Origin of the sequence: Ruegeria arenilitoris (genome assembly GCF_013030985.1) — a bacterium.
Taxonomy (GTDB): Bacteria; Pseudomonadota; Alphaproteobacteria; order Rhodobacterales; family Rhodobacteraceae; genus Ruegeria; species Ruegeria arenilitoris_B.
Genome location: NZ_WPYP01000001.1, coordinates 44,687 through 69,558, shown reverse-complemented (window position 1 = coordinate 69,558; position 24,872 = coordinate 44,687). Strand labels below are relative to the sequence as shown.

Here is a 24,872-nt window from a genome sequence, read left to right as displayed (position 1 = left end):
CGCCGCCTCAGAGCCTTTGCCAGTCAAAGAGGCCCGCTATCTTCTCGTTCTGCACTGATCCCGAAACACTCGGCACGTTCCGTTGGTTCTCCTGTTATTTGACCAACGGTGTGCACTGGTTGTTCTATCTGTCCTTCTTCAAGGTGCTGCTGCTGCTTGCGATCACCGCGCCGGTAGCACTTGGCTTCGGCTTTTTGGGGGCAATGGCAGCCCGGTCGCACTTCCCGCCGCTCAGCTTGCTGGGTAAGGGCTATATCGCCATCGTGCGCGGCGTGCCGGATATCGCCTTCTTCATGTTCTTCGTGATCGCACTGGATCAGGCATTCGAGTGGACGCGCCACAAGATCCTCTGCCCGGAATGGACTGATCCTATCCGGCAGGGCAATGACTTCATCGTCTGTCAGGCTGCCAAGCTGCCGCTGGGTACTGCACCGGAATGGGTGCACGAAACCTACGGGTTCTTTCTGGCTGTAATTACCTTTTCCATCGTTTTCGGCGCTTTTGCCGCCAACGTCCTGTTCGGTGGTATGCGCGCCGTCCCGCACGCCCAGCTGGAAACGGCCGAGGCTTACGGCATGACCCGCCGCCAGACCTTCTGGCGCATTCTGGTGCCGCAAATGTGGGTATACGCCCTGCCCGGCCTGTCGAACCTTTGGATGGTGCTGATCAAGGCCACACCGTTGCTGTTCCTGCTGGGCATCGAGGACATCGTCTATTGGGCACGCGAACTGGGCGGCTTCAAGAACCCGAAATTCACCCAATACCCCCATGGTGACTGGCGCATGTGGTATTTCCTCGCCCTGCTTGTGTTCTATCTGGGCATGACCCGCATCTCAGAGATCGGTCTTGAACGGCTGATGCGCCGCCTGTCCCACGGTCAGGCGACCTCGGGCGGAGAGCTGCTGCGCAAGGAGACCACCGCATGAGCTGTATCCAAACCATCCAGGACTACGGCCTGCGCTCACTCGGCATTGGCGAGCGTCTTCTACCCCGAAACGATTTCACCTTGTGCGAGCAGTTCACTCTGATCGGCTCGGGCATGATCTGGAACATCTATTTCGGGATCATGGCACTGGCGACCGGATTCTTCCTGGCCACAGCGCTGGCATTGGGTAAGGCATCCACGAACAAATGGCTGCGCAAGCCGGCGGAATGGTTCATATTCCTGTTCCGGGGTTCCCCGCTGTTTATCCAGTTTTTCTTTGCCTACTTCCTCTTCCTGTCGCTGAAACAGACCTTTCCGTTCCTCGACGCGCTGACGTCAGCCTGGCTGGGGGCGCTGATCGTGCTGTTCTTCAATACCGCAGCCTACTCGGGCGAGATTTTCTATGGCGCGCTGCGATCGATCCCCAAGGGCGATATCGAAGCTGCGGATGCCTATGGCATGACCGGTTGGTCCCGATTTCGCCGTATCGTCTGGCCAACCATGCTGCGTCTGGCCTGGCCCGCCTATACGAACGAGGCGATCTTCCTGTTCCACGCCACCACGCTGGTCTTCTTTTCGGCCTTCCCGGTGTGGCAACAGCGCGGAGACGCGCTGTATTACGCAGGCTATTTCGCGGACAAGACGTTCAACCCGTTCATCCCCTACCCGATTCTGGCCTTCTACTTCATCCTGCTGACGCTGGTCGTCATCTGGGGATTCGGTGTGGTCAATAAGCGTTTGAACCGACACCTGCCCGTGGCCAAACGGACCAAAATGAAGCTGAGACTGAACTTGGCGCGCTGATAGCAGGCGCGCCAGTAGTCTCTTGGGCCAGAAAAATCTGAAAATCGAAGCAGCAGAGCAGTGCGCGCCACGTGCGCTGTATCAAATGCAGCTTGAGAGAGATGGTACCGCCTCCCTGGCTTGAACAGGGGACCTCTGGATCCACAATCCAGCGCTCTAACCAACTGAGCTAAGGCGGCACTCGTGAGGGGCGATGTACCGAACGCGCCGGGGGAATGCAAGAGGATTAAAGCCGAATTTTCCAGCTTTGTTCGACAAGATCGACCCCAAAGGAATGCACCGGTTTGCTGTCCAGCAACTGCCACCCGTTCGCCCGATACAGCGCACAGGCCGCCCTGTGGCTTTCATGGGTCCACAGCCGCATTTCTGCGTACCCAACGCTGCGTGCAAAGCCCGTACAGGTGTCCAGCATCCGCTTTCCCAGCCCCTGCCCCCGGACCTCTGGCGGCAGCAGGAAGAGCCGCAGTTTTGCGGTTTGATCATCCAGCCCGACACAGAAGATGCTGCCCAACCGTTGCCCCGCGTGTTCGGCGATCCAACCCCGCTCGCGCGTCGAGTCGTGGTCAGCGGTAAAGTCGTCCAGAATGCGCTGCACCAGAGCACCGAACGAGGCGTCAAACCCTTCGTCCCGCGTGTATAGCCTGTGGTGCTGCTCTACCAGCCAGGGCGTGTCTGTGGGGCGAAAGGGTCTGATCCGGACGTTCTCCATGATGCATCTGACCGCAAAGGCAGCTTGATTCTCAACCCTTTGCGCGCTAGCACGAACGCTCAGTCCCGGAGGCGAACATGGGCATCAACACCGAACGCGAAATTCAGGCAAACCTGCAGATCGGTCCCACCGATCAAGGCATGATACGGCTGTTCATCGAGGCAGATGGCATCGAGATTCCAATGGATTTCGATCCCGAAGAGGCCGAGGAAATCGCAGACGAAATCCGCGCAGCAGCGCAGGCAGCCCGTGCCGTCAAAAGTTAAGCCTTCAGATCCGGGGATCACGCAGCGCCTGCAACCGCCGGGCGGCATCCACTGCAAATTTCTGGATCATCTTCTTGCGCCGCGCCGGGGCAAGCTTATCTTCCGGTGCCATTCGAACAATCTCGGCGTCGTAGGCGTCGGCGATGATCAGGCCGGATTCCGCAGGTAACAGATCGGTCGGAAAGTCTGTGTCCACGGCCCAGAAAAAGCGATCACACCACTCCAGATAGCCCTGCCATTTGGAATCCGACTGATAATCCGCACGGCTGGATTTGCATTCGATCACCCACAGCTCACCCTTGGGGCCCAGCCCCATGACATCGACACGCAAACCACGGGCTGGCACGAATTCCTCAACAGAAACAAAGCCATGTGCCCATAAATGGCGTGCTACGCCACGGGCCAGTTTCTGTCCGGGTTGCAGATCAAGGGTCATCTGAGAAATGTGAACAATTCATGAACAAAAATCAAGAACCACTTCACACTTGACATGATACCATTTGGTACTCCAAATATGTGATACCAAAAGGTATCGCTAATGGTGACGCAAATGCAGTCTCAAACCCAAAACGCATTTCGTGCGCTGGCCGACCCAACCCGCAGAGACATCGTGCAGATGCTCGCTGTGCAGGAAATGACCATCGCACAACTGACACAGCGGTTCGACATGACCCGCGCCGCCGTCAAAAAGCACCTGACCGTCTTGTCAGATGGCGGTCTGATCACGGTCGAGACGCGCGGGCGGGAACGTATAAACCGACTGGAACCGCAGGGCATGGCCCCTGTTCTGGACTGGCTCAGCTATTTCGACCAGTTCTGGGACGAACGCCTGAACAACCTGAAAGAAGCCATTGAAAGGAAAGACAGATGACCCATTCCGTTCTGCAAAAAACGATTTTTCTACGAGCTGAACCGGAAACTGTTTGGACTTACCTCACCGATCCCGACCGGCTGGCCGAGTGGTTTCACAAACCCGAACGCCCCCTAGCTGCCGGTCAAAAGCTTGAGATGTTCGGAACGACCAGTGGCGACTTGTTGATCTGGGGCGAAGTGCGCGTTGCCCGCCCGCCGGAGTATCTTGAATACACATTCACGGTTAAACCCATGGGAGATGCAGTCAGCGTGGTCAAATGGACACTAGAGCCCGTACCGGGCGGCACACGGCTAGCGTTGCACCACGAAGGCCTGCCACAGGGGGCAGAAGCCTTTGGCCTGATCCTGTCGCTCGATAACGGCTGGGATGAGCATTTCGGCAAAATGCGCACCGCCTTGCACGAAACAGTTGATGCCTGACCCCTTGTGCAAACCCGCCGCAGCCCCTACTTAGGCGCGTGGCGGGTTCTGCCCTTCTTGTGACTGGTAGCATTCTGGTGGCCTTAAGCAATTCCGAGGGGGCTGGCTCTGTTCAGGTCCTGGCCTGATTACCTGGCGCCCACCTGTACATACAGGTCCTCGGGAATCACACCGCACGGTTGACTGGTGGTCCCGCCACATCACCCCCTAACCGTCGTCCGAAAGGTCCTGTTTGGTAAATCCCTCGTCCGACAGAGCAAAATCATACATGTTCCGCCCTTTCCACTGCGGCATGTATTCGTCGAAAAGCTGGTTCTTCCGCTCGGGCCAGGACGGTACAACAAAATCAGCATCGCGCAGCCCGACACCAAAGCTCAGGACATTTGCGTCCTGATACCGCCGTGCAGCCTGCATAACCGCATGGTGCAGCAGAACATGTTCAATGTGGCCGTACTCTCCCACGTGATTGTGGGTGATGATGGTCGACGGTCTGACCTGCTGCATCAGAGCGAAGGCCGATCCGTTCAGCAGGTCGAACAGAGGATGGCGGTGCAAAGGGCGCAGCAGCTCGGGGGGATTGTCCGCGGGCTCGGACGGCATCTTGATAAAGCGCCGCAACCGCCTGTGATCCTCTTCGACGGCAAAGGGAAACTGAACCCTCCGGGCCCCGACTGCATCACATACGCGCTGCATGGCTGCCTCGCGCGTGTTTGTATCACGGCGGTTGGGCGCGGGTCGAAAGAAGCTGGCGACCGTCACATCCGCCTTGCCCTTCAGGCGTGACAGGGTCGAGCCACAAAACAACGTCTCGTCATCCTGATGGCACACACAAAGCAATATTCGTTGGCCCATCAGGTTTTCGAAACTGACCTTGCTTGCGACAATGTCCGGCCCGGTCGTCAAAACATCGTAAGTCGCGCTTTGGATATCCTGAAAGCTTGAGGAAGTAACCCGACGCGCCCGCCCCTCTGCGATCATTTTCTCGGAACTGGCCTGGACATGGCCGTTCTTATTGTCGCCCTGCAACAGGTGGCAGCGCCCGGCCAATCCCGACCAAACAGCCTCGACCTCTTGAATTCTGGTTTTCTTGAGCGCGTCCAGATGCAACAGGTCAATCGGGCCAAAGGGCTGTTCGGCCGCCGCCTGACGCAACCCGTCGATGGCGTCCGACATGTACAGTTTGACCCGCCCCGGGAACCTGTCTTCCAACCACTTGAAAACAATCGGAACATAGATGTCCACCGGCGGCCAGGACGCCCTAAGCCGCTGCCCGAGATCAATCCCGATGAACTTGAGCGCAGGGTTGGAGTGCAACGCCAGCAAGGCTGCATGTCCCCCGGCGACGCCGACCTCAACAAAACAAGAACTGTCCTGCGCCAACAGGTGCAGAGCCCGCCGCTTGGGTTCCATCCCGGGTTCCAGATCGCTCAGATGAAAGTCCGGCTGCATATGGCCGTAGCAAACATTCCCGTTGATTGCGACAGGTTCGCCTGCCCGGTTCAGCCCTTCTGCAATGGCATGGTTCAGGTCTGCAAGATCCTCGCGAAAGGCCTGAGAGTCGATGACCTCTTCGTAAGTTCTGGTGTTCACAGGATATGCTCTTTCGCTGCCGGTTGGTGTGTTTGGCCGACATCAGATGGCAACATGTTCCGACATTCAAGCGGTTAACGCGCAATCGGTACGAAAAGGTAAGTCCGCCAGTCCTGAGTCTGGTATCAGCTGTTTTCGGCCTTGACCATCACGGGCTCGAATTCAGCGGCCACCGGCGTTCCGCGGCGCGGCCCCTGCGGCTTTTCGGCCATGCTCATGATCGCGTAGGCGAATTGCACCCCGGCGAAGACGATCCCGTTCATGAACCAGATCATGCCAAGCGCGATCAGGCCCATTTCCGAGCTTGTGATCAGATGGCGCAGGTTTGCAACGTTCAGGGCCAGAAGAACACCGACAAACATCGCCGAAATCACGAACCCCCAGGCAACCTGAGTGATATACAACCGGATCAGTTTGGGCATGGCGACTCTCCTTGCACTATGACATTCAGTTTAGCGCATATAAGCCCGGGGTAAAGGCGTCAGAACGCCTCGGGCTGGGCTTCGCGCGCCATGTGATCCAGCACGGCGTTGACGAATTTCGGTTCCTTGCCGTCGGGAAAGAAAGCGCGCGCCACGTCAACGAATTCGGTGATCACAACCTTGGGCGGCGTGTCGCTTTGGGTCAACTCCGCCCCAGCCGCGCGGAACGTGGCGCGTAGGGTCGGGTCGATGCGCGCGATGGGCCATTTGGCCACCAGCGCACGGTCCGTCATCTGGTCGATCGGGGCCTGATAGTTCACGGCATCCTCAACCAGCTTGCGGAAGACGCGAGTATCGCCGTCCAGCATTTCCTCGCCCTCATAGACAGCGCCAAACCGGTGATCCAGAAACTCGTTCACAACCTGTTCGGTCGTCTGGCCCGACTGCTCCATCTGGAACAGCGCCTGCACGGCGTAAAGCCGGGCGGCGGATTTCATCAGGCGTTTCTGGTTAGCCGGTTTCGGCGCGTCTGTCTGGGTCATGCTGTCGTGGGTCCGTTGCTGTCGCCCGCCACAAGGATGGACTCGGACGGGGGCTTGAAGCCGACGCCCTTTTGTGAGGCGCCCCACTTACGGCTGAGTGAGATCAGATGCAAGGCCGCAGCGGCTGCTCCGCCACCTTTATTCATCTTTTCGGGATTTGCGCGGACTTCAGCCTGATCGTCATTTTCCACGGTCAGAATGCCATTGCCGATCAGCAGGCCCTGCAGGCCCATCAGCTGAATGGCGCGGCTGGAGTCGTTGCAGACGGTTTCGTAATGCGTGGTCTCACCGCGGATAACGCAGCCCAGCGCGACATAGCCGTCGAAATTACACTGACGGTCTGCCATAGCGATGGCGGTGGGGATTTCCAGCGCGCCGGGAACTTCGACCACCTCGCAGGTGCCGCCTGCGGCCTCAATCTCGGCCGTGGCACCGGCAACCAGATTGTCGGCGATTGCGCGATAGAACGGAGCCACCACGATCAACAGTTTCACCGGCTTGTCAAATGTCGGAGTCGGCAGAACCCCGTGTTTGTCTTGTTCAGCCACGATCAGTCATCCTTGAGAATGGAGCGGGTACCGACGATGGACAGGCCAAACGCGTCGAGCCCCAGATATACGGTTTCCGGCGAGTCGGTCAGCAGCACCAGTTCCTGAATGCCCATCTTGGACAGGATCTGTGCGCCCAGGCCGGTTTGCTTGATGGTACGGGGGCCTTCGTCCTCAGCCGCGTACAGCGAGTTGCGCGGCTGACGGAACAGGCAAACGATACCGCGGCCCTCTTCGGCGATCTTTTCCATCGCGCGCGGCAATTCGCGTGACGACTTGGGGCCAAGGCCCAGAATGTCCGGCGCTTCGTGCAGGGCGTGGGTGCGGGTCAGGACCGGCTCGGGCGTAGTGATATCGCCCTTGATCATCACGACGTGCTCGATGCCGTGGGTCTGGTCGGTGAACAGACGCATCTCCCATTCGCCGCCATATTCCGACGTCACGGTTTCGCGCGAAGTTTCAACCACCAGATTATCGTTGCGCGACCGGTACGTGATCAGATCGCTGATCGTACCGATCTTCATGTCGTGCTCTTTGGCGAACTCCACCAGATCGGGCAGACGCGCCATGGTGCCATCAGCTTTCATGATCTCACAGATCACGCCCGAGGGGTTCAGTCCGGCCAGGCGCGAGATATCCACGGCGGCCTCGGTATGACCCGCGCGCACCAGCACCCCACCCCGCTTGGCGCGCAAGGGGAAGATGTGTCCGGGGGTGGCGATATGCGCCATCGTGTTCTGTTCGTTGATCGCAGTCGCCACGGTCAGCGCGCGGTCAGCAGCCGAAATGCCGGTCGATACGCCCTCACGCGCTTCAATCGACACGGTGAATGCGGTTTCGTGACGGGACGAGTTGTTCACGGCCATCATCGGCAGGCCCAGCGCATCCACACGTTCGGCGGTCATCGGCAGGCAGATCAGTCCGCGCCCGTGTGTGGCCATGAAGTTGATCGCCTCGGCATCCGCAAACTCGGCAGCGATGACCAGATCGCCCTCATTCTCGCGGTCTTCGTGGTCGACCAGAATATACATCCGGCCTTTGCGCGCCTCTTCGATGATCTCTTCGATCGGGCTGATCGCTTCACGCAATTGCGCTTCGACGGGTCCGGGGGTTTCAAAGCTCATGAGGCAGCCTTTCGCAGAGCATGTTTGAACGGGTGGATAGACCACGACGCGCCCAAAGGCCAGCCCGCAGACGGCAAGGTCAGGTCAGGACGCGACGTTGCAGCGCAACTCAGGACATCTCGGCCAGACGCGCGACGTAGCGGGCCAGCGTGTCGATCTCAAGGTTCACCTTGTCACCGACCGCAACGTCCCCCCAGGTCGTGACCTCTTTGGTGTGCGGGATGAAGTTGATCCCGAAGTCACAGTCATCCACATCGTTAACGGTCAGAGAGGTGCCGTTCAGCGCAACCGATCCCTTGGGCGCAATGAACCGCGCCAGTTCCTTGGGCGCGCGCAGGGTAACACGAGTGCTGTCACCTTCGTCCTGAACGGCAACCACTTCCGCCACGCCGTCCACGTGACCCGACACGATATGCCCGCCCAGCTCGTCACCAACCTTCAGGGCGCGCTCCAGATTGACGCGCTTGCCGACAGTCCAGTTGTCGAGATTGGTTTTCGAAACCGTCTCGGCGCTGATCTGAACGTCGTACCAGTCATCGCCCAGTGCAATGACGGTCAGGCAGACACCATCGCTTGCGATCGAGGCGCCGATATCGATACCTGCCGTGTCATAATCCGTCTTGATCCGGGCCCGCAGATCGCCCTGTTGATCCAGCTCGGTGACGGTGCCCACATCGGTTACGATCCCTGTAAACATTCCGCTAACCCTTATTCCTGACCCGGTTCAATGTTCCCCGCCGAGGTAAGCCCAACCAGCCTTACGGGCAAGCCCCACCTTGCCGCAAATGACCGAAACGGGCATAAATTCATCAACAAGCGGCCAGAGCAGTATTGATGTCATCCCCCACAACAGCCCCGAAACGCCGAGTCTTCCTGTTTCTGCAGGGGCCACACGGTCCGTTCTTCAGCAGCCTCGCGCGGATGCTGCGTTCGACGGGGGCCGAGATCTGGCGCGTCGGCTTCAACGCGGGCGATCAGGTCTTCTGGTTCGACAAATCATCCTACATACCCTTTCGCGATGCCCCCGAGCGCTGGCCGGACCGGCTGTCGGAACTGATCGACGACCGGGGTGTCACGGATATCGTCCTCTATGGCGATACACGTCCGGTTCATGCCCAGGCCGTGAAGGTTGCCCAGGCCAAGGGCGTTACCGTCCATGTCTTCGAAGAAGGCTACTTGCGCCCCTGGTGGGTGACGTATGAGCGGATCGGCTCGAACGGCAACTCGCGCCTGATGTCGCTGGATGTCGGGCAAATGCAGCAGGCAATGGATCAATCCGTTTTGCAGGTGCCACCGCCGCCGTCACATTGGGGGGATATGCGGCAGCATATTTTCTATGGTGCGCTGTATCACTGGTTCGTGCTGTTTCTGAACCGGCGCTACCGTAACTTCAGGCGACACAGAGACCTGCCGGTTTCAAAGGAATTCAGGCTGTATTTCAAACGCTTGGCCCTGATGCCGTTTCATCGAATTCAACGCCGCTGGGCAACGGCCAGGGTGCTGGCCAACGGGCACCCCTACCACTTGGTTCTGCTGCAACTGGGGCATGACAGCTCGGTTCAGGCGCACTCGAATTATTCCTGCATGTCGGACTTTCTAAAGGATGTTTTTCAGGGCTTCGCGGATGGCGCCCCGGCGCATCACCGGCTGGTGGTCAAGGAACACCCGCTTGAAAACCACCGCGAGCCCCTGCGCCGCCGCGTGCGTCAGCTGGCAAAGGCGCATGGTATCGCAGATCGTGTGCACTATGTGCCCGGCGGTAAACTCGCAAAGCTTTTGAATGGGGCCAATTCAGCCGTCACGATCAACTCAACCGCAGGTCAGCAGGTTCTGTGGCGCGGTATCCCTCTGCGCATTTTCGGCAGGTCGGTCTATGACAAGCCCGAGTTCGTGTCACGCCAGCCGCTGGCCGCGTTTTTTGCCGACCCCATGCCGCCGGACCAGGCGGCCTATCAAAGCTATCGCCAGTTCCTGCTGAAAACCAGCCAGTTGCCCGGAGGTTTCTATTCGCAGCGCGGTCGGCGGCAATTATTGCGGGGCGTGGCGGACATGATGCTGGATGCCAAAGACCCCTATCAATCGGTCCTGACCCACAACGAGGCGCTGACGCCACAGTTGAAGGTGGTTGAGTGAAATAGGCCGGTTGGCGCTAGAAGTTGTCGCGCGAACCGGGTAGCCTGCGCCAAACAAAAGACCAAACAAAGACGACTGAGGATAACCGGCAGTGCAGCGCTTTCCAATCCGATGGATACGGGGGATGTCCCTTGTGGCCGCAATTGGCCTGCTGGCTGCGTGCCAGCTTCCCAAAGCGGGCCCCAATAAGACCGAAATTTTGTCAGGTTCAACAGCGAATGGCGGCAATGCCTTTGTGGTCGAGGTTGATGATCGGGTTACAAAGGCGACTTCAGCCGTCCCCCAATACGGATTTTCAGCCGCCTTCAGCAGCGCGCCGAACCTGACCGCGGATACGGTTCGGGCTGGCGACATTCTGGGGCTGACGATCTGGGAAAACGTTGATGATGGTCTGCTGTCCAGCGAACTCAGCGCGGCCACTTCGCTTGCGGAGGTACAGGTGGACAGCGACGGGTTCATCTTTGTGCCCTATGCCGGACGTATTCGCGCAGCCGGCAACACGCCCGAGCAACTGCGCCAGTTGATCACCAGCAAACTGCAGGACCAGACACCCGACCCACAAGTCGAAGTGCGCCGCACTGCAGGCAATGGTTCGACTGTCTCGCTGTCCGGGGAAATCAGTGCGCCGGGCGTGTATCCGATCGAACGACCCAGCCGAACCTTGCTTGGAATGCTATCGCAAGCCGGTGGCGTCGCCGTTGGTTCGGATATCGCACTTGTGACGCTGATCCGCGGCAACGAACGCGGGACCGTCTGGTATGACGACCTGTTCCGCAACCCCAGGCTGGATGTTGCGCTGCGCGGCGGCGACCGCATTCTGGTTGAGGCGGACAGCCGGTCTTACATCGCGCTGGGGGCGACAGGCCAATCTCGTGTGGCCTTTGACACACAGGACCTGACCGCGCTTGAGGCCCTGGCTCAGGTGGGCGGGCTGCAATCGCTGTCCTCGGACCCGACCGGTATCTTCGTTCTGCGCAAGGAGCGGCAGGACATCGCCCGCTCGGTCATGGGGCGCCAAGATTTGCAGGGCGATCAACGCATGATCTATCTGCTGAACCTCACTGCGCCCAACGGGCTGTTCATCGCACGGGACTTCGTCATTCGAGACGATGACACGATCTATGTCACCGAAGCGCCGTATGCACAGTGGAGCAAGTCGATCTCGCTGATCGCGGGCGGCCTGACGCCGCTTGCAAATGTCACCACACTGACGGGCGGCTGATGCAACCCGACGCAGCAGCCGGGACTCAGCGCGCCCGGCTGTATGTCTACAATGGTGGCTTCCTGACCCAGCGCCGTGTGCGGCGTATCCTGAACCTCTCGGGCTATGACATCCGACTGGGCTTTCCCGGCGAAGGGGATGTCGTCGGCGTTTGGGGCAACAGTCCGACGGCCCATCGCGGCCTGACCATTGCGGCTCGGCACAAGGCACCGGTTCTGCGGGTCGAGGATGCCTTTCTACGGTCTCTGCATCCAGGGCGGGCTGGCGAGCCCCCACTGGGCCTTCTGCTGGACCGGTCCGGCGTGCATTTCGACCCGGCGCAGCCTTCCGATCTCGAGACGTTACTGTCCACGCATCCGTTGGACGACACCGCGCTGCTGAACCGGGCCAGATATGGCATTGAACGAGTGCGCGAATTGCACCTGAGCAAGTATTCGGCGGTCGACCCTACCTTGCCGCCCCCCGACCCCGGCTATGTTCTGGTGGTTGATCAGGCGCACGACGATGCCTCGGTGGTTGCCAGCAAGGGCGACTACGCCCGTTTCCGTGAAATGCTGGTCATGGCCCAAGAGGAAAACCCCGGCGCGCACATTCTGATCAAGACGCATCCGGAGACTGTCGCAGGACATCGAAGCGGATATTTCTCGGATCAGGACCTGTCCGACAGGATCTCGTTCATCGATACGCCCATCAGCCCCTGGACCCTGCTGGAAGGCGCAACGGGCGTCTACACCCTGTCGTCGCAATTTGGGTTCGAGGCGATTTTGGCCGGGCACAAACCGCGTGTCTTTGGCCAGCCTTTCTATGCAGGATGGGGCCTGACACAGGACGAAGAGCACTTTCCGCGCCGCCAGCGCAACCTGACCCGGGCGCAGCTGTTTGCAGCGGCGATGATCCTGTACCCCACTTGGTATGACCCGTTTGGGGACAAACTGTGCGAGTTGGAAACCGTTCTGGACACGCTTGAGGCGCAAACGCGCGCGTGGCGGCAGGACCACAAGGGATGGACCGCGTCGGGAATGCGCCTGTGGAAGCGCAAGCACCTACAGCAGATGTTCGGGCGCGAGAAGAAGATCAGGTTTACCTCTGAACCTCCGGAAGTGGCTGACCGCCCGCATATGGTTTGGGCCAGCCACGCCCGTGGTGCCGAAGACGCGACCCGGATCGAAGACGGGTTTCTGCGGTCTCGCGGGCTGGGCGCAAGTCTGGTGCCGCCCCTGTCGCTGGCGACCGATGATCTGGGCATCTATTACGACCCGACACACCCCAGCAGGCTGGAGGAAATGATCGCAGCCCGTGAAACCCTGCGCCCGGATCAGGAACTGCGGGCCGAGCGTCTGGTGGCGCAGATCCTTGCGGGTCAACTCAGCAAATACAACACCGAAGGTGCTACCCCCGACTTGCCCCAAGGACACCGCATTCTTGTGTCTGGTCAGGTACACGACGATGCCTCGATCCTGTTGGGCACCACCACGGTGCGCACCAACACTGACCTGCTGCGTGCAACGCGCGAGGCGAACCCGAATGCGATCCTGATCTACAAGCCGCACCCCGATGTCGAAGCCGGGCTGCGCGAAGGAGAAATCGAAGACGAAAGCCTTGCCGACGTAATCGCCAGAAACACCGATCCTGCTGCCCTGCTGCCGCAGGTGCAGGAGGTCTGGACCATGACCTCTCTGCTTGGGTTCGAGGCCCTGTTGCGCGGGGTTCGCGTTACCACGCTTGGCGCGCCTTTCTATGCTGGCTGGGGGCTGACGCAAGATCTGGGAACGGTCCCGGTGCGGCGGGGGGCGCGACCTTTGATGCTGGGATTGGTGCATGCGGCCCTGATCGACTATCCACGCTATATGGACCCGGTCACCGGACAACCCTGCCCTGTCGAGGTTGCGGTGCAACGCCTGACCGAAGGGTTTGACCGCCAAGGCGGTCGACCCCTCCGTCTGCTATCGAAATTGCAGGGCGCATTTGCCACGCACGCGCATCTGTGGCGCCGCCGTTAGCGCAGCGACCGCGCCCAACGATGCAGTACATCCGGCCCGACGGCACGAGCTTCGATCAACTCGAACCTCGGGGCCGCGTCCAGTGTTTCCAAGCCTAGCGATCCGATGGCTGACAGACCCTCGGCCCCGATTGTCAGACCCGCACTGAATCCCACCAGTTCATCCACAAGATCATCGGCCAGCAAAGACGCAGCGAGCGCCGATCCACCTTCGCAAAAGACGCGCGTCAGCCCGGCCTGCCCCAACTGCTGCAGCAGGTCGGCGGCATCAATGTGATGCTCTTCCAACGCACAAGGGATCAGACGTGCGCCCAGCCCTTCCCACGCGCGGGCGCGCTCGGGGTCCGGGGATGGGCCATGGCAGAGCCAGACCGGTATCTGCGATGCAGTGCGGGCCAGTTGCCCCATCAGCGGGATGTCCAGATGGCGTGAGACGACAACCCGCACCGGTTGCGCTTCGATACCCAGATCTCGGACCGTCAACGATGGGTCATCCGCCCGCGCCGTTCCTGCCCCCACCATCACTGCATCATGCCGCGCGCGCATGGCGTGGACTGCGCGGCGCGCTATTGGCCCAGTGATCCATTTGCTGTGACCGCTGGAGGTTGCGATCCGCCCGTCGAAACTGCTGGCCAGCTTAAGTGTTACGAATGGCCGCCCCTGTTCCGTCTTCAGAAAGAACCCGGCGTGGTCCCGCGCGGCCTGATCGGCCAGAACGCCGGTAGTGACCTCGATCCCGGCCTCGCGCAGCATGGCAAAGCCCTGCCCGGCCACACGCGGATCGCTGTCCTCAATCGCCGAAACCACCCGCGACACACCGGCCTTGATCAGCGCCTCGGCACATGGGGGGGTCTGACCGTGATGGGAACAGGGCTCCAGCGAGACATAGGCCGTCGCCCCGCGCGCAGACTCACCAGCCTGTGCCAGCGCCTGAGTTTCGCCATGCGGACGACCACCTGGCTGGGTCCAGCCGCGCCCGACGATCCGACCATCACGCACAATGACGCAACCCACAGCCGGGTTGGGCCAACACGTGCCCTGACCGCGCTGACCCAATGATAAGGCCAGCGCCATGTATCGCTTATCAGTTTCGCTCACTCGTCCGTCGAAGGCTGCGGCGGTCGCAGTTCGTGGACAAATTCCTCGAAATCATCGGCCGCCTGGAAATTCTTGTACACACTTGCAAAACGAACATAGGCCACGGTGTCGATCCGCGCCAGAGCTTCCATGACGATCTCGCCGATCTTGCTGGAGGGGATATCGGTTTCCCCCATGCTTTCCAGACGCCGCACGATACCAGAGATCATCTGGTCGATCCGATCCGGTTCAATCGGGCGCTTCTGCATCGAGATCCGGATCGAGCGTTCCAGTTTGTCCCGGTCGAAATCTTCGCGTTTTCCATTGGTTTTGATTACCACCAGATCGCGCAGCTGCACGCGTTCATACGTGGTGAACCGCCCCCCACATGCGGGACAAAACCGGCGTCGGCGGATCGCGACGTGATCCTCTGCCGGGCGTGAATCTTTGACCTGAGTGTCGATATTTCCGCAAAACGGGCAGCGCATCCGCCGTCTCCTCGTCCCTTGTTCGGCCTCTTTTTGTAAGCTATGCGGCTTACTTATCCACAACTATAGGGTAGCCGCTAGGATTTGGGTAGTCGGAATTTTCCACCGCTATATCGTGAATCTATGCGAAATGCGCCGCCACCTTTCGATGGTGCGGTGCGGTACGGTGTTCGAACAGATAGATGCCTTGCCACGTTCCCAGTACGGGGCGCCCGGACATAACGGGGATCGACAGCGACACAGGCAAGAGCGCGGCCTTGATATGGGCGGGCATGTCGTCCGGGCCTTCATAGGTGTGCCGCAGATACGCCATCGCCGGGTGATCCGAGGGTGGCACCAGCCGATCGAAAAAGGCGCGCAAATCCGTCTGCACTTCGGGGTCCGCGTTTTCCTGAATGACCAGCGAGCAGGAGGTATGACGCACAAACAGCGTCAGCAACCCACCGGCCCCGGCCGAGTTCAGCCATTGGCGCACGTCCGAGGTAAACTCGTAAAGACCCGGACCCTGCGTTGAAATTGTAAACTCGGTCTGCATCAAGGCCGTAACCCTACTTCAGTCGATGATGGGTCGGACATTGCACCGGCCATTGGCGGCGGAAACGGACATACTGAACCCCGGCTGAAATCCTGACGTAAAAACACCACTGCTTTGCTGCGGAGCGCCCGCAGGTGGTGTAAGCGAGAACTGCACGGCCGTTCTGCGGCCTGTCGTTTCGCTTGGACCATAGCCGCGCTTGACATATAAACGCTGCTGCCAGCTGGCCCCCAGCGTTCTGCGGGCAAAGTCAGACGCCGCGCACCAATACCCATCCACATCTGTGCGCCCTCTTGGGATCACTTCAAACTCCGTTTGGCTCATAGCAACGGTCTGATATCCAAATCGAGCGAACGAGGCCGACGCTGTAGAGCACAACACAATCACCGCAAACGCTGCGCAAGTCATAACCTTTTCCATAAGAATACTCTTTCCTTTTTCGAGGTAAGTATTGACCTAGTTTACCCTAAAATCAGACAACACCGCTTCACGATGAATTCAGCCCGGACGCGGCGTGTCGTGAACGGGTGCCAGCCAGCCGCGATACCGGATCAACGGACCCAACACCGGCATGTCAGCCGAAACGTCGAAACAGAAATGCCCTGTTTCGTCCTGCCACTCCACGGTTGACGAGCGCGGCAGCAAAAAAGCGGGACAGCGCAACCCCATCACGCTGAGACGTCGGATATGGATCAGCAGACGGCTATCAGTGATTTCGGGCACCATCCAAATGGACAGCCAGCCCATTTGTTCACGAACACATTCAGCTCCGTGATCAAAAGTCAGCCGGGATCGCGTGGTGTGACCGTCAAAATCCCGAACCCATTGCCATTCATGCCCGTTACGGTCGATTCTGATCTGCACCGGGATGTCGCTGGCGTCCCGCGGGAAGCGCCCAAGACGCAAGGCCCATGCGACCAGCCACCCCCTGCCCCCGACAACACTGCATCGTCCGGCGTAAAGGCCCGGAGCCTCGTGCAAGCGCCGAACAGCGGCGGGTACATCAGCCCCGGAAGGCAGGGATTGCAAAAAGGGATCAGGTTGCACTCAGAACCCCTCGGGCAGAAACCGGGCCCGTAGCGCGGCGTCCGGGACCATACAGGTCTGCGTGCGCCCGAAGATCTTGTATCTGTTTTTCGCAATCGAGTGGTACAGCGGGTTCTTGATCCAACCGGGCAGAAATCTGCACAGGGACAGGACCGACCAGCCCCCGGGCAGGCCCTTCATCGCGGCGGCAAAAGCATCCAGACGCTGATGCACTTGGCCGTTGACGATGACCAGATTGGTTTCGAAGTCCCGCGTTGGCAGGCCAAGTTCGCTGTACAACCGTTGCCCCAAAGGAGATTGCGCCGTTGCAAACTTGAAACGCTGCGCCTTATCCCGCGCCAGCATAAAGCGAAAGAACCCCGAACACAGGACGCATTCCCCATCAAATACAATGGCATCCTGGATGTCCTTGAAGTCTGCGGAAACAAGGCTCAGCATGTTTTTCGGGTCCGGTAGTTCTTGGCCCCAAACCTTTCACTTCGGCCCCAACCCGGCAATGCGACAAGAGGACATCCGACCAACCACAACAGAGGAAACGTGCCGGGGAACCACCGGTGGGGGGACATCCGGGGTTCTGCCTCCAATGACTGACAAGGCGCCGACCCGGCAACGCGCGAAACATAAAGAATCTACGCTCTCGGGTCTTGTGTTCATACGTCAAAACCTTTCGAATTCCAGACAACGGACATTTGCTTTGCGCAGGAGCTTCATACCCCGCCGCTTTGGCTGCAAGTACATTGAAAACACGTTGGATAATGCCATGGAAGTTGATATCGCCCGCATCCAGTTGCTGACCCGAGCGCTTGATCAGCGAACGAATGGCACCGAAATGTCCGACCGCATCCTAGAGAAATGCAATCTGACCCGGGCAAGTATCGCACCACCCGCAACCACCTTTACCGCCCATCAAGAGGCCCTGTTCGTACGTTATGCCTGCGACGCATTGGGGGACATCACGTTTGCGGCCCAGACCGGATTGCAGTTCAAGTCCACCTCAAGTCTGACCGCCTATATCAGTAAATACTCCCGGGATCTGCGACAGGTCATGGAGAATACGTCGCGCTTTCACAGGATCATCGACCCGGCATTAATGTTCAATCTGCGGCTTGCAGGCAATTTCGCCTCAATCGAAGCTGACTGGAAAGACGCAAGTTTCGCCCGATACCACCGGCGAACCGAATATTTGATGTTCGCTGGATTGTCCCGTATGCGCACTCTGACCCAAACAAATTTCTTTCCTATCGAAGTCCGGTTTCAGCACGAAATAGGCGCAAACCAGAAGAAATTTCAAAAGCTTGCCGGGTGCCCGGTTTTATTCGGCGCTGAGCGGCTGGAAATCGTCATTGCTCCGTCCGCGCTGGATTTGCCAGTACCGACCTATGACCCGAACCTTCGGGCGCATCTTCTGGAATACGGAGAACGTGTTCTGGCCGAACGGCGCTCGCCCGATCAAAAGCTGCGCGCGCAGGTCGAAGGCCTGATCACCCGATCCATGCCGGGAACGGTTATCAACGCCGACGAAGCCGCGGCAAATCTGGGAATGAGTCCGCGCACCTTTGCCCGGCGTCTCAAGGATGAGGGGGTCAGCTATCGCGATATCGTCGATGACTTGCGTTGCGATCTGGCGCAGACCTTCATCACCAACGGGATGCCCCTGTCCGAAATCGCCTTTTCCCTGGGCTATTCCGATCAGGCTGCGTTTTCCACTGCCTTCAAACGCTGGACCGGTCAGGCGCCCAGCACGTTCCGCAGCCGTTTGGATTTTCCGAAAAGCACTTGAAACGAGTGGCCGGGGGTCATCGGTGTTGCCACCTCGCCCCGGCCTGTCCCATGAGTGGACACCAATGATATAAGAAAACACAAGGGTTTAGGCTTGTGAGTTGCCGCCAAATTGATCGTTGAACCGGTCAACGTGAAGGCTTCGGTTGAAAGAAAAAAGGCGCCTCGTCTGAGGCGCCTTTGACTTTACTGATCCAGGAAAGATCGCAGTTTTCGCGACCGGCTGGGGTGCTTGAGCTTGCGCAGCGCCTTCGCCTCGATCTGACGGATACGCTCGCGGGTCACGCTGAACTGCTGGCCGACCTCTTCCAGTGTGTGGTCGGTGTTCATGCCGATGCCGAACCGCATCCGCAGAACCCGCTCCTCACGTGGGGTAAGCGAGGCCAGAACCCGCGTCGTGGTTTCCTTGAGGTTTTCCTGAATGGCACTGTCCAGAGGCAGCACGGCATTCTTGTCCTCGATGAAATCGCCCAGTTGGCTGTCTTCTTCGTCGCCAATCGGTGTTTCGAGGCTGATCGGCTCCTTGGCGATTTTCATCACCTTGCGAACCTTCTCAAGCGGCATCTGCAGCTTTTCGGCCAGTTCTTCCGGCGTCGGTTCGCGACCGATCTCGTGCAGCATCTGACGACCGGTCCGGACCAGTTTGTTGATCGTCTCGATCATGTGAACCGGAATACGGATGGTGCGCGCCTGATCCGCGATCGAGCGCGTGATCGCCTGACGAATCCACCACGTCGCGTAGGTGGAGAACTTATAGCCGCGGCGGTATTCGAACTTGTCCACCGCCTTCATCAGGCCGATGTTACCTTCCTGAATAAGATCAAGGAATTGCAGGCCACGGTTCGTGTACTTTTTGGCGATCGAGATCACCAGACGCAGGTTGGCCTCGACCATTTCCTTCTTGGCCTGACGGGCTTCTTTCTCGCCCTTCTGAACTTGCTGCACGATGCGGCGGAATTCGCTGATGTCCAGACCGACATATTGCCCGACCTGAGCCATATCGCTGCGCAGCTCCTCGACCTTTGCGGTCGAGCGTTCGATGAACATCTGCCAGCCCCGGCCCGGCTTTTCGGCCATTTCGGCCAGCCAGTTCGGATCCAGTTCGCGGCCACGATAGGCGTCGATGAACTCACGACGGTTAATACGGGCCTGGTCCGCCAGTTTAACCATCGCACTGTCCAGCGACATGATGCGGCGGTTGATGCCATACAGCTGGTCAATCAGAGCTTCGATCCGGTTGTTGTGCAGGTGAAGACCATTCACCAGTTCAACGATCTCGGCGCGCAGTTTCTGATAGGTCTCTTCGTCCTTTTCGCTGAACGATCCGTCCTCGTTCAGGGTGGCCGAGATCCGGCTGTCCTGCATTTCCGACAGCATCGAGAAGTCGGTCGAAATACGCTCCAGCGTGGTCAGAACCTGATCCTTCAGGGCCGCTTCCATTGCGGCCAGCGACATGTTGGCCTGATCGTCGTCGTCGTCATCGTCGTCATTGTTCAGCGGGTTGCCGTCGGCGTCCAACTCGGGTCCGGCTTCTTTGGCCGGCTTGGCCGCCTGTACGTTCGAGGTGTCGACGACAGGTTCCTCGACATCGCCGTCCTCGTCCATCTGATTGCCGAATGTGGCTTCCAGATCGATGACGTCGCGCAGCAAAATGTCTTCGGACAGCAATTCGTCGTGCCAGATGGTAATCGCCTGGAAGGTCAGCGGGCTTTCGCACAGACCCGCGATCATCGTGTTGCGCCCGGCTTCGATCCGCTTGGCGATTGCAATCTCGCCCTCGCGGCTCAGCAGTTCAACCGAACCCATCTCGCGCAGATACATGCGGACGGGGTCGTCGGTGCGATCCAGCTTTTCGGTGGCGGCCCCGGCCAGCGCAACCTCGCGATTGCTTTCGGTGGTCGTCAGTTCGGTCGAGCCTTTGTTCTCTTCCTCTTCGGCCTCTTCATCTTCGATGATGTTGATGCCCATCTCGGACAGCATCGACATAACGTCTTCGATCTGTTCCGAGCTGACCTGATCAGGCGGCAGAACCTGATTGAGCTGGTCGTAGGTGATGTAACCTTTCTCGCGGGCCTCGGCGATCATCTTCTTGACCTGGGCCTGGCTCATGTCCAGCGAGATTTCCTGTTCCTGCTCTTCGGATTTGCGATCTTCGGTCGTGTCTTTGGCGGCCATTCAATGCTCCTGCAGGGATGGGTGATTCGTTTGCACCGAATCATTAGCGCGTAGAAGTGATTCGGCCACCCGTTTACCTGTTTTTCTTTTCCAGTGCCTTACGAAAACATCAGTTTAGCGGCGTTTCCGTTCAAAATTGATCCCGGACATGATTGCCTTGAACGCGTCTTTCTCGTCGCGGTTGATTCGCGCGCCGTTGTCGGCGATGTCGAAAACGGCTCTGTCCTCGTTCTGGCTGCGGCTCGTGCGGTTACGCTCTTCGGCGGCCTGCGCCAGCCGATATGTCAGCGCCTCATCGGCCAGATCGGACAGTTCCTCTTCAGCTTCGGCAATCTCAGCATCCAACCCCCGGAGCGCTTTGATCTTTGCGAGTTCCTCGGCCAGCGTCATCTCGGCCTTTTCAACGTCGCCCGGTTTGTACACACAGGGGATTACTGCGACATGGCGAAGGGCCAGCAGGTTTTCAAGGGCGTCAGGCCCCAATGTTTCAGCGATGTGATCTTTCAGGTTGTCCGGATCATCAATTGCGTGGCGCAGAATGGCATTGCGCATGGCTGCATGGTCGGGGTCGCGGCAGTCCAGTTCTTCCAACTGGTTCTCGAACTGGATCACGACCTCCGGGTTCAGCGCAGCAATCGCCAGAATGGCTGCTTCTCGCAACTGGATTTCCGCCCCCTCGGACGAGGCCAGGAAAGAGGTCCGCGCGCCGGGCGTTGCAGGTTGATTCTGCGGCTGCCACTTGCCGCGCGGCTGCCACGGGCGATTTTGAGTTTGCCGTTGCGGACGGAACAGCTGCCAGCGCAGGTCCTTGATCTCTTGCCCATAATGCGACCGGATCGACGGGTCGCGGATCAGTTTGATCTTGTCGCGCAGCACCTTATCCAGCGCCGCCTTGCGCTCGGGGCTGTCGAACACCTTGCCTTCGGTCTCGCGCTGCCACAGCAGCTTGACCATCGGAATGGCCCCATCCAGCACGGTCTGCACAGCCCCTGCCCCTTCCGCGCGCAATAGGTCATCCGGGTCCTTGCCCTCGGGCATCAGGGCAAAGCGCAGCGACTTCCCGGCCTCCAGCAGCGGCAACGCCAGATCAACGGCACGCATGGCGGCCCGCAGACCGGCCGTGTCGCCGTCCAGCGCGATGATCGGCTCGTCCGAGATACGCCACAGCAGTTGCAACTGATGCTCGGTGATCGCCGTCCCCAAAGGCGCGACAGACGCGCCAAATCCGGCCTCGGCCAACGCGATCACATCCATATAACCTTCGGCCACGATCAGCGGTTGCCCCTTCCCCGCCGCCTGACGAGCGAGGCCGTGGTTGTAAAGGCTGCGACCCTTGTCGAACAACTCGGTCTCTGGCGAGTTCAGATACTTGGCGTTGTCATTCGGGTCCATCGCCCGGCCGCCAAAGGCAATACACCGCCCGCGCGGATCTCGGATCGGGAACATGATTCGATTTCGGAAGGTGTCATAGGGTTTTTTGCCCTTGTTCGACGGCTTGGCCAAACCAGCCCCGAGGATCAGATCCTCGGCTACGTTCTTGCCGCGCAGATGATCCCACAACGCCTGCCAGCCATCGGGGGCGAATCCAATCTCCCACCGTTCCAGCGCCTGCGCGTCCAAACCACGGCGGGTCAGGTAATCGCGCGCGGCGCCCCCTGCTCCGGTCTTGAGCTGCAGGCGGAAGAACTGCACCGCCTGCTCCATGACTTCGGCCAATTGCGCCCGGCGGTCCTGTTTCTCCTGCGCTTTTGGATCACGTGCGGGCATAGGCATTCCGGCCTCACGCGCCAGAATCTCCACCGCCTCGATGAACGAGACATTCTCGGTCTCTTTCACGAAATTGATCGCATCCCCTTTGGCATGGCAACCAAAGCAATAATAGAACCCCTTTTGGTCATCGACATGGAAGGACGCCGTCTTTTCGTGGTGGAACGGACACGGGGCCCACATGTCGCCCTTGCCCTGATTGGACTTGCGCTGGTCCCACATGACTTTGCGCCCGACAACCTGAGACAAGCTCAGACGGGTGCGCAGTTCATCCAGAAATCCGGGGGGCAAAGACATTCGTCAAACCTGCCAGAAATGAAAACGCGCGCCAAGGGGATGACGCGCGGTTGTCCACAGGGAATTGACGTGCCTGTGGATTATTGCTGCAGGCACAGTTCCAGCCACGCCGCACCCAGATCCTTTTTGCGGACGTCACGCATCTTTTGCTCGTAGACCCAAGGCGTGATCAGCGGAATGGCGTTATTGTAGCTTTCAGGCCATGTCGGGCCTGTGTCGGCCACCGCCTGCGGCACGTCGCGCTCTTTTACCCTGTCCAGGCGCGCTTTCTGAATCGCCGCAACGACATCGGCCTGATACTGGCAGCTTTGTTCTTTGGTTTCCTGAGCTGCCAGAGGTGTGGCCAGCAACAGGGCCGCGATGGCGGTACGCAACATGGGGGTCTCCCGGAATCGTTTCATTCGCGGCAGCTTACCCCCGGCAGGGCTTGCCCGCCATTGCCGTTTTGCGCCATTCGCCATCGTGTTGCGCTGGGGCGACCGGTTGAACTCGCCCGCCCCAGCCGGAACTCAAAGTCCCTTGGCGCGATAGCTTTTCGCGACGCGGTCAATGGCCACGATATAGGCCGCCGTCCGCAGATCCTCGACATCGTCGCGGCTGTGCCACACTTCGCGCATGGACTGGTAGGCAATGCGCATGGTGTCATCCAGACCCGAACGCACCAGTTCCAGCTCATCCGCGCCACGAAGATACTTGGCCTTGAAGTTTGGAGACATCGACCACGCATCGCCCAGATAACGATCCAGTCGCTCCAACTCGCTGACGATCAGCTCATGCCGCGCCTCTTCCTGACGGCGCTGCATCCGGCCAAAGCGGATATGGCTCAGGTTCTTGACCCATTCAAAATAGGAAACCGTCACACCGCCCGCGTTTGCGTACATGTCCGGGATGATCACAGTGCCCTTCTTGCGCAGAATCTCGTCCGCACCGGCTGTGACAGGACCATTGGCCGCCTCGATGATCAGAGGGGCCTTGATCCGCTCGGCATTGGTCAGGTTGATCACACCCTCAAGCGCCGCCGGGATCAGGATGTCGCATTCTGCCTCAAGAACCTCGGCTCCTTCGGCCGAATGCGTTGCATCCGGATAGTTGCTGACACCGCCATGCTTCACGATCCACTGTCGCACGGATTCAACGTCGATCCCGTCAGGGTTATACAACGCGCCGTCCCATTCGATGATGCCTACGATCCGGGAGCCGTCCTCTTCGCTCAGGAACTTTGCTGCGTGGTAGCCCACGTTGCCCAGCCCCTGCACGACGATGCGTTTGCCGTCCAGCTTGCCCGAAAGGCCCGCCTTCTGCACATCCTCGGGGTGGCGGAAGAACTCGCGCAGAGCGTATTGAATGCCCCGCCCGGTCGCCTCGACCCGCCCCGAGATACCCCCGGCATTCAGCGGCTTGCCCGTCACACTGGCGCGCGCGTTGATGTCGGTTGTGTTCATGCGAGCATATTGGTCGGCCATCCAGGCCATCTCACGCTCGCCTGTGCCCATGTCCGGTGCCGGCACGTTCTGAGAAGGGTTGATCAGATCGCGCTTGGCCAACTCATAGGCGAAACGCCGTGTGATCTGTTCCAACTCATGCTCTTCATATTGGCGGGGATCGATGCGCAGGCCACCCTTCGAGCCGCCAAACGGCGTTTCGACCAGCGCGCATTTATAGGTCATCAGCGCCGCCAGCGCCTCGACCTCGTCCTGGTTCACCGCCATGGCATAGCGAATACCGCCCTTGACCGGCTCCATATGCTCGGAGTGAACCGAGCGATAGCCGGTAAAGGTATGAATTTCACCCCGCAGGCGCACACCGAACCGGACCGTGTAGGTGGCGTTGCAGACCCGGATCTTTTCCTCCAACCCCGGAGGCAGATCCATCAGGGACGCGGCCCTGTTGAACATGAGGTCCACACTCTCGCGAAAGCTGGGTTCTTTGATGGCCGTCATTTAATCCTCCGTGCCAGCGAACGACTTACGTTCTGACGTTTTGTCGCACCCAATACGTAAACGATCAATATTTAAGCGAAAATAAAACTGCCAATTCCCAAGATTTATTTTTTGCGGTTACCTGAGTCGCCCGATACGGACCGCCCTGCCGACATTGTCGCCCATACGACAACAGAAGCACCTAACACCC

General features: G+C 59.3%; 26 protein-coding genes and 1 tRNA gene. 9 read left to right on the top strand and 18 right to left on the bottom strand.

Features of this window, described 5'->3' with window-relative positions:
* Positions 1-38 precede the first annotated feature (38 nt).
* Both GOX88_RS00345 and GOX88_RS00340 read left to right on the top strand, forming a co-directional pair.
* Positions 39-926: an ABC transporter permease gene (locus GOX88_RS00345; RefSeq protein WP_170400215.1), complete on the top strand. Its 888-nt coding sequence runs from the start codon at positions 39-41 to the stop codon at positions 924-926.
* Positions 923-1,729 (top strand): ABC transporter permease, encoded by an 807-nt coding sequence (locus tag GOX88_RS00340; RefSeq protein ID WP_170397658.1) that lies wholly within the window; start codon positions 923-925, stop codon positions 1,727-1,729. Before GOX88_RS00345 ends, GOX88_RS00340 begins: the two co-directional genes overlap by 4 nt.
* A gap of 102 nt (positions 1,730-1,831) precedes the next feature.
* Here GOX88_RS00340 and GOX88_RS00335 read toward each other — a convergent pair.
* Both GOX88_RS00335 and GOX88_RS00330 read right to left on the bottom strand, forming a co-directional pair.
* Positions 1,832-1,908 (bottom strand) — tRNA-His (locus GOX88_RS00335).
* A gap of 47 nt (positions 1,909-1,955) precedes the next feature.
* Entirely contained in the window at positions 1,956-2,438 is a 483-nt protein-coding gene (locus tag GOX88_RS00330) for a GNAT family N-acetyltransferase (RefSeq protein WP_170397656.1), read from the bottom strand.
* Between the two features lie 77 nt (positions 2,439-2,515).
* On the opposite strand from GOX88_RS00330, the gene GOX88_RS00325 reads away from it, so the two are divergent.
* The gene (locus GOX88_RS00325) at positions 2,516-2,704 is read left to right on the top strand and encodes a DUF6324 family protein (RefSeq protein ID WP_170397653.1); all 189 of its coding nucleotides are present in this window, start codon (positions 2,516-2,518) and stop codon (positions 2,702-2,704) included.
* A gap of 4 nt (positions 2,705-2,708) precedes the next feature.
* Here GOX88_RS00325 and GOX88_RS00320 read toward each other — a convergent pair whose 3' ends face one another.
* Positions 2,709-3,140 (bottom strand): MmcB family DNA repair protein, encoded by a 432-nt coding sequence (locus GOX88_RS00320; protein WP_170397650.1) that lies wholly within the window; start codon positions 3,138-3,140, stop codon positions 2,709-2,711.
* A 114-nt stretch (positions 3,141-3,254) separates the two neighbouring features.
* Between GOX88_RS00320 and GOX88_RS00315 the strand changes: the two genes are divergently transcribed.
* Both GOX88_RS00315 and GOX88_RS00310 read left to right on the top strand, forming a co-directional pair.
* On the top strand, positions 3,255-3,575 hold the full coding sequence (locus GOX88_RS00315) for an ArsR/SmtB family transcription factor (protein WP_170397647.1): 321 nt from the start codon (positions 3,255-3,257) through the stop codon (positions 3,573-3,575).
* The gene (locus GOX88_RS00310) at positions 3,572-3,997 is read left to right on the top strand and encodes an SRPBCC family protein (protein ID WP_170397644.1); all 426 of its coding nucleotides are present in this window, start codon (positions 3,572-3,574) and stop codon (positions 3,995-3,997) included. Before GOX88_RS00315 ends, GOX88_RS00310 begins: the two co-directional genes overlap by 4 nt.
* A gap of 207 nt (positions 3,998-4,204) precedes the next feature.
* Here GOX88_RS00310 and GOX88_RS23680 read toward each other — a convergent pair whose 3' ends face one another.
* The 6 genes from GOX88_RS23680 to GOX88_RS00280 form a co-directional block, all read right to left on the bottom strand.
* On the bottom strand, positions 4,205-5,587 hold the full coding sequence (locus GOX88_RS23680) for a PIG-L deacetylase family protein (protein WP_170397641.1): 1,383 nt from the start codon (positions 5,585-5,587) through the stop codon (positions 4,205-4,207).
* 125 nt (positions 5,588-5,712) lie between these two features.
* Positions 5,713-6,009: a hypothetical protein gene (locus tag GOX88_RS00300; protein ID WP_170397638.1), complete on the bottom strand. Its 297-nt coding sequence runs from the start codon at positions 6,007-6,009 to the stop codon at positions 5,713-5,715.
* Between the two features lie 59 nt (positions 6,010-6,068).
* The gene (gene nusB, locus GOX88_RS00295) at positions 6,069-6,551 is read right to left on the bottom strand and encodes a transcription antitermination factor NusB (protein WP_170397635.1); all 483 of its coding nucleotides are present in this window, start codon (positions 6,549-6,551) and stop codon (positions 6,069-6,071) included.
* Positions 6,548-7,099 (bottom strand): 6,7-dimethyl-8-ribityllumazine synthase, encoded by a 552-nt coding sequence (locus GOX88_RS00290; RefSeq protein ID WP_170397632.1) that lies wholly within the window; start codon positions 7,097-7,099, stop codon positions 6,548-6,550. The genes nusB and GOX88_RS00290 overlap by 4 nt, the downstream gene beginning before the upstream one ends.
* Positions 7,100-7,101: 2 nt before the next feature.
* Positions 7,102-8,223: a 3,4-dihydroxy-2-butanone-4-phosphate synthase gene (ribB, locus tag GOX88_RS00285; protein ID WP_170397628.1), complete on the bottom strand. Its 1,122-nt coding sequence runs from the start codon at positions 8,221-8,223 to the stop codon at positions 7,102-7,104.
* 109 nt (positions 8,224-8,332) lie between these two features.
* On the bottom strand, positions 8,333-8,920 hold the full coding sequence (locus GOX88_RS00280; protein ID WP_170397625.1) for a riboflavin synthase: 588 nt from the start codon (positions 8,918-8,920) through the stop codon (positions 8,333-8,335).
* A 137-nt stretch (positions 8,921-9,057) separates the two neighbouring features.
* On the opposite strand from GOX88_RS00280, the gene GOX88_RS00275 reads away from it, so the two are divergent.
* The 3 genes from GOX88_RS00275 (at position 9,058) to GOX88_RS00265 (ending at position 13,578) form a co-directional block, all read left to right on the top strand.
* Positions 9,058-10,356: a capsule biosynthesis protein gene (locus GOX88_RS00275; protein WP_170397622.1), complete on the top strand. Its 1,299-nt coding sequence runs from the start codon at positions 9,058-9,060 to the stop codon at positions 10,354-10,356.
* Between the two features lie 124 nt (positions 10,357-10,480).
* Positions 10,481-11,578, top strand: coding sequence for a polysaccharide biosynthesis/export family protein (locus GOX88_RS00270; RefSeq protein ID WP_170397619.1), 1,098 nt, complete (start codon positions 10,481-10,483; stop codon positions 11,576-11,578).
* The gene (locus tag GOX88_RS00265) at positions 11,578-13,578 is read left to right on the top strand and encodes a capsular polysaccharide biosynthesis protein (RefSeq protein WP_170397616.1); all 2,001 of its coding nucleotides are present in this window, start codon (positions 11,578-11,580) and stop codon (positions 13,576-13,578) included. Before GOX88_RS00270 ends, GOX88_RS00265 begins: the two co-directional genes overlap by 1 nt.
* On the opposite strand, the gene ribD is transcribed toward GOX88_RS00265, so the two are convergent.
* The 5 genes from ribD to GOX88_RS00240 all read right to left on the bottom strand — a co-directional run bounded on the left by ribD (position 13,575) and on the right by GOX88_RS00240 (position 17,162).
* Entirely contained in the window at positions 13,575-14,675 is a 1,101-nt protein-coding gene (gene ribD, locus GOX88_RS00260) for a bifunctional diaminohydroxyphosphoribosylaminopyrimidine deaminase/5-amino-6-(5-phosphoribosylamino)uracil reductase RibD (protein WP_170397612.1), read from the bottom strand. The two genes, GOX88_RS00265 and ribD, sit on opposite strands and share 4 nt — an antisense overlap.
* A complete protein-coding gene (nrdR, locus tag GOX88_RS00255) occupies positions 14,672-15,142 on the bottom strand; it encodes a transcriptional regulator NrdR (RefSeq protein ID WP_170324479.1) in 471 nt (156 codons plus the stop codon). Before nrdR ends, ribD begins: the two co-directional genes overlap by 4 nt.
* 121 nt (positions 15,143-15,263) lie before the next feature.
* Positions 15,264-15,677, bottom strand: a complete 414-nt coding sequence (locus tag GOX88_RS00250; RefSeq protein WP_170397610.1) for a secondary thiamine-phosphate synthase enzyme YjbQ — start codon at positions 15,675-15,677, stop codon at positions 15,264-15,266.
* A gap of 498 nt (positions 15,678-16,175) precedes the next feature.
* Positions 16,176-16,724: a DUF4166 domain-containing protein gene (locus GOX88_RS00245; protein ID WP_367647743.1), complete on the bottom strand. Its 549-nt coding sequence runs from the start codon at positions 16,722-16,724 to the stop codon at positions 16,176-16,178.
* Entirely contained in the window at positions 16,725-17,162 is a 438-nt protein-coding gene (locus GOX88_RS00240; protein ID WP_170397607.1) for a thiol-disulfide oxidoreductase DCC family protein, read from the bottom strand.
* Positions 17,163-17,484: 322 nt separating this feature from the next.
* Between GOX88_RS00240 and GOX88_RS00235 the strand changes: the two genes are divergently transcribed.
* A complete protein-coding gene (locus GOX88_RS00235) occupies positions 17,485-18,504 on the top strand; it encodes a helix-turn-helix domain-containing protein (RefSeq protein WP_170397604.1) in 1,020 nt (339 codons plus the stop codon).
* Between the two features lie 185 nt (positions 18,505-18,689).
* On the opposite strand, the gene rpoD is transcribed toward GOX88_RS00235, so the two are convergent.
* From rpoD to GOX88_RS00215, 4 genes are all read right to left on the bottom strand, one after another.
* Positions 18,690-20,678, bottom strand: coding sequence for an RNA polymerase sigma factor RpoD (gene rpoD / locus GOX88_RS00230; RefSeq protein ID WP_170397601.1), 1,989 nt, complete (start codon positions 20,676-20,678; stop codon positions 18,690-18,692).
* Between the two features lie 114 nt (positions 20,679-20,792).
* Entirely contained in the window at positions 20,793-22,742 is a 1,950-nt protein-coding gene (gene dnaG / locus GOX88_RS00225) for a DNA primase (RefSeq protein ID WP_170397598.1), read from the bottom strand.
* 80 nt (positions 22,743-22,822) lie between these two features.
* On the bottom strand, positions 22,823-23,119 hold the full coding sequence (locus GOX88_RS00220) for a hypothetical protein (protein ID WP_170397596.1): 297 nt from the start codon (positions 23,117-23,119) through the stop codon (positions 22,823-22,825).
* 132 nt (positions 23,120-23,251) lie between these two features.
* Entirely contained in the window at positions 23,252-24,682 is a 1,431-nt protein-coding gene (locus tag GOX88_RS00215) for a Glu/Leu/Phe/Val family dehydrogenase (RefSeq protein WP_170397593.1), read from the bottom strand.
* Between the last annotated feature and the right edge of the window lie 190 nt (positions 24,683-24,872).

Coding starts and splice junctions, on each gene's coding strand:
- GOX88_RS00340 (WP_170397658.1), top strand. CDS start 923: ATGAGCTGTATCCAAACCATCCAGGACTACGGCCTGCGCTCACTCGGC.
- GOX88_RS00330 (WP_170397656.1), bottom strand. CDS start 2,438: ATGGAGAACGTCCGGATCAGACCCTTTCGCCCCACAGACACGCCCTGG.
- GOX88_RS00325 (WP_170397653.1), top strand. CDS start 2,516: ATGGGCATCAACACCGAACGCGAAATTCAGGCAAACCTGCAGATCGGT.
- GOX88_RS00320 (WP_170397650.1), bottom strand. CDS start 3,140: ATGACCCTTGATCTGCAACCCGGACAGAAACTGGCCCGTGGCGTAGCA.
- GOX88_RS00315 (WP_170397647.1), top strand. CDS start 3,255: ATGCAGTCTCAAACCCAAAACGCATTTCGTGCGCTGGCCGACCCAACC.
- GOX88_RS00310 (WP_170397644.1), top strand. CDS start 3,572: ATGACCCATTCCGTTCTGCAAAAAACGATTTTTCTACGAGCTGAACCG.
- GOX88_RS00300 (WP_170397638.1), bottom strand. CDS start 6,009: ATGCCCAAACTGATCCGGTTGTATATCACTCAGGTTGCCTGGGGGTTC.
- nusB (WP_170397635.1), bottom strand. CDS start 6,551: ATGACCCAGACAGACGCGCCGAAACCGGCTAACCAGAAACGCCTGATG.
- ribB (WP_170397628.1), bottom strand. CDS start 8,223: ATGAGCTTTGAAACCCCCGGACCCGTCGAAGCGCAATTGCGTGAAGCG.
- GOX88_RS00280 (WP_170397625.1), bottom strand. CDS start 8,920: ATGTTTACAGGGATCGTAACCGATGTGGGCACCGTCACCGAGCTGGAT.
- GOX88_RS00275 (WP_170397622.1), top strand. CDS start 9,058: ATGTCATCCCCCACAACAGCCCCGAAACGCCGAGTCTTCCTGTTTCTG.
- GOX88_RS00270 (WP_170397619.1), top strand. CDS start 10,481: ATGTCCCTTGTGGCCGCAATTGGCCTGCTGGCTGCGTGCCAGCTTCCC.
- GOX88_RS00265 (WP_170397616.1), top strand. CDS start 11,578: ATGCAACCCGACGCAGCAGCCGGGACTCAGCGCGCCCGGCTGTATGTC.
- nrdR (WP_170324479.1), bottom strand. CDS start 15,142: ATGCGCTGCCCGTTTTGCGGAAATATCGACACTCAGGTCAAAGATTCA.
- GOX88_RS00250 (WP_170397610.1), bottom strand. CDS start 15,677: ATGCAGACCGAGTTTACAATTTCAACGCAGGGTCCGGGTCTTTACGAG.
- GOX88_RS00240 (WP_170397607.1), bottom strand. CDS start 17,162: ATGCTGAGCCTTGTTTCCGCAGACTTCAAGGACATCCAGGATGCCATT.
- GOX88_RS00235 (WP_170397604.1), top strand. CDS start 17,485: ATGGAAGTTGATATCGCCCGCATCCAGTTGCTGACCCGAGCGCTTGAT.
- rpoD (WP_170397601.1), bottom strand. CDS start 20,678: ATGGCCGCCAAAGACACGACCGAAGATCGCAAATCCGAAGAGCAGGAA.
- dnaG (WP_170397598.1), bottom strand. CDS start 22,742: ATGTCTTTGCCCCCCGGATTTCTGGATGAACTGCGCACCCGTCTGAGC.
- GOX88_RS00220 (WP_170397596.1), bottom strand. CDS start 23,119: ATGTTGCGTACCGCCATCGCGGCCCTGTTGCTGGCCACACCTCTGGCA.
- GOX88_RS00215 (WP_170397593.1), bottom strand. CDS start 24,682: ATGACGGCCATCAAAGAACCCAGCTTTCGCGAGAGTGTGGACCTCATG.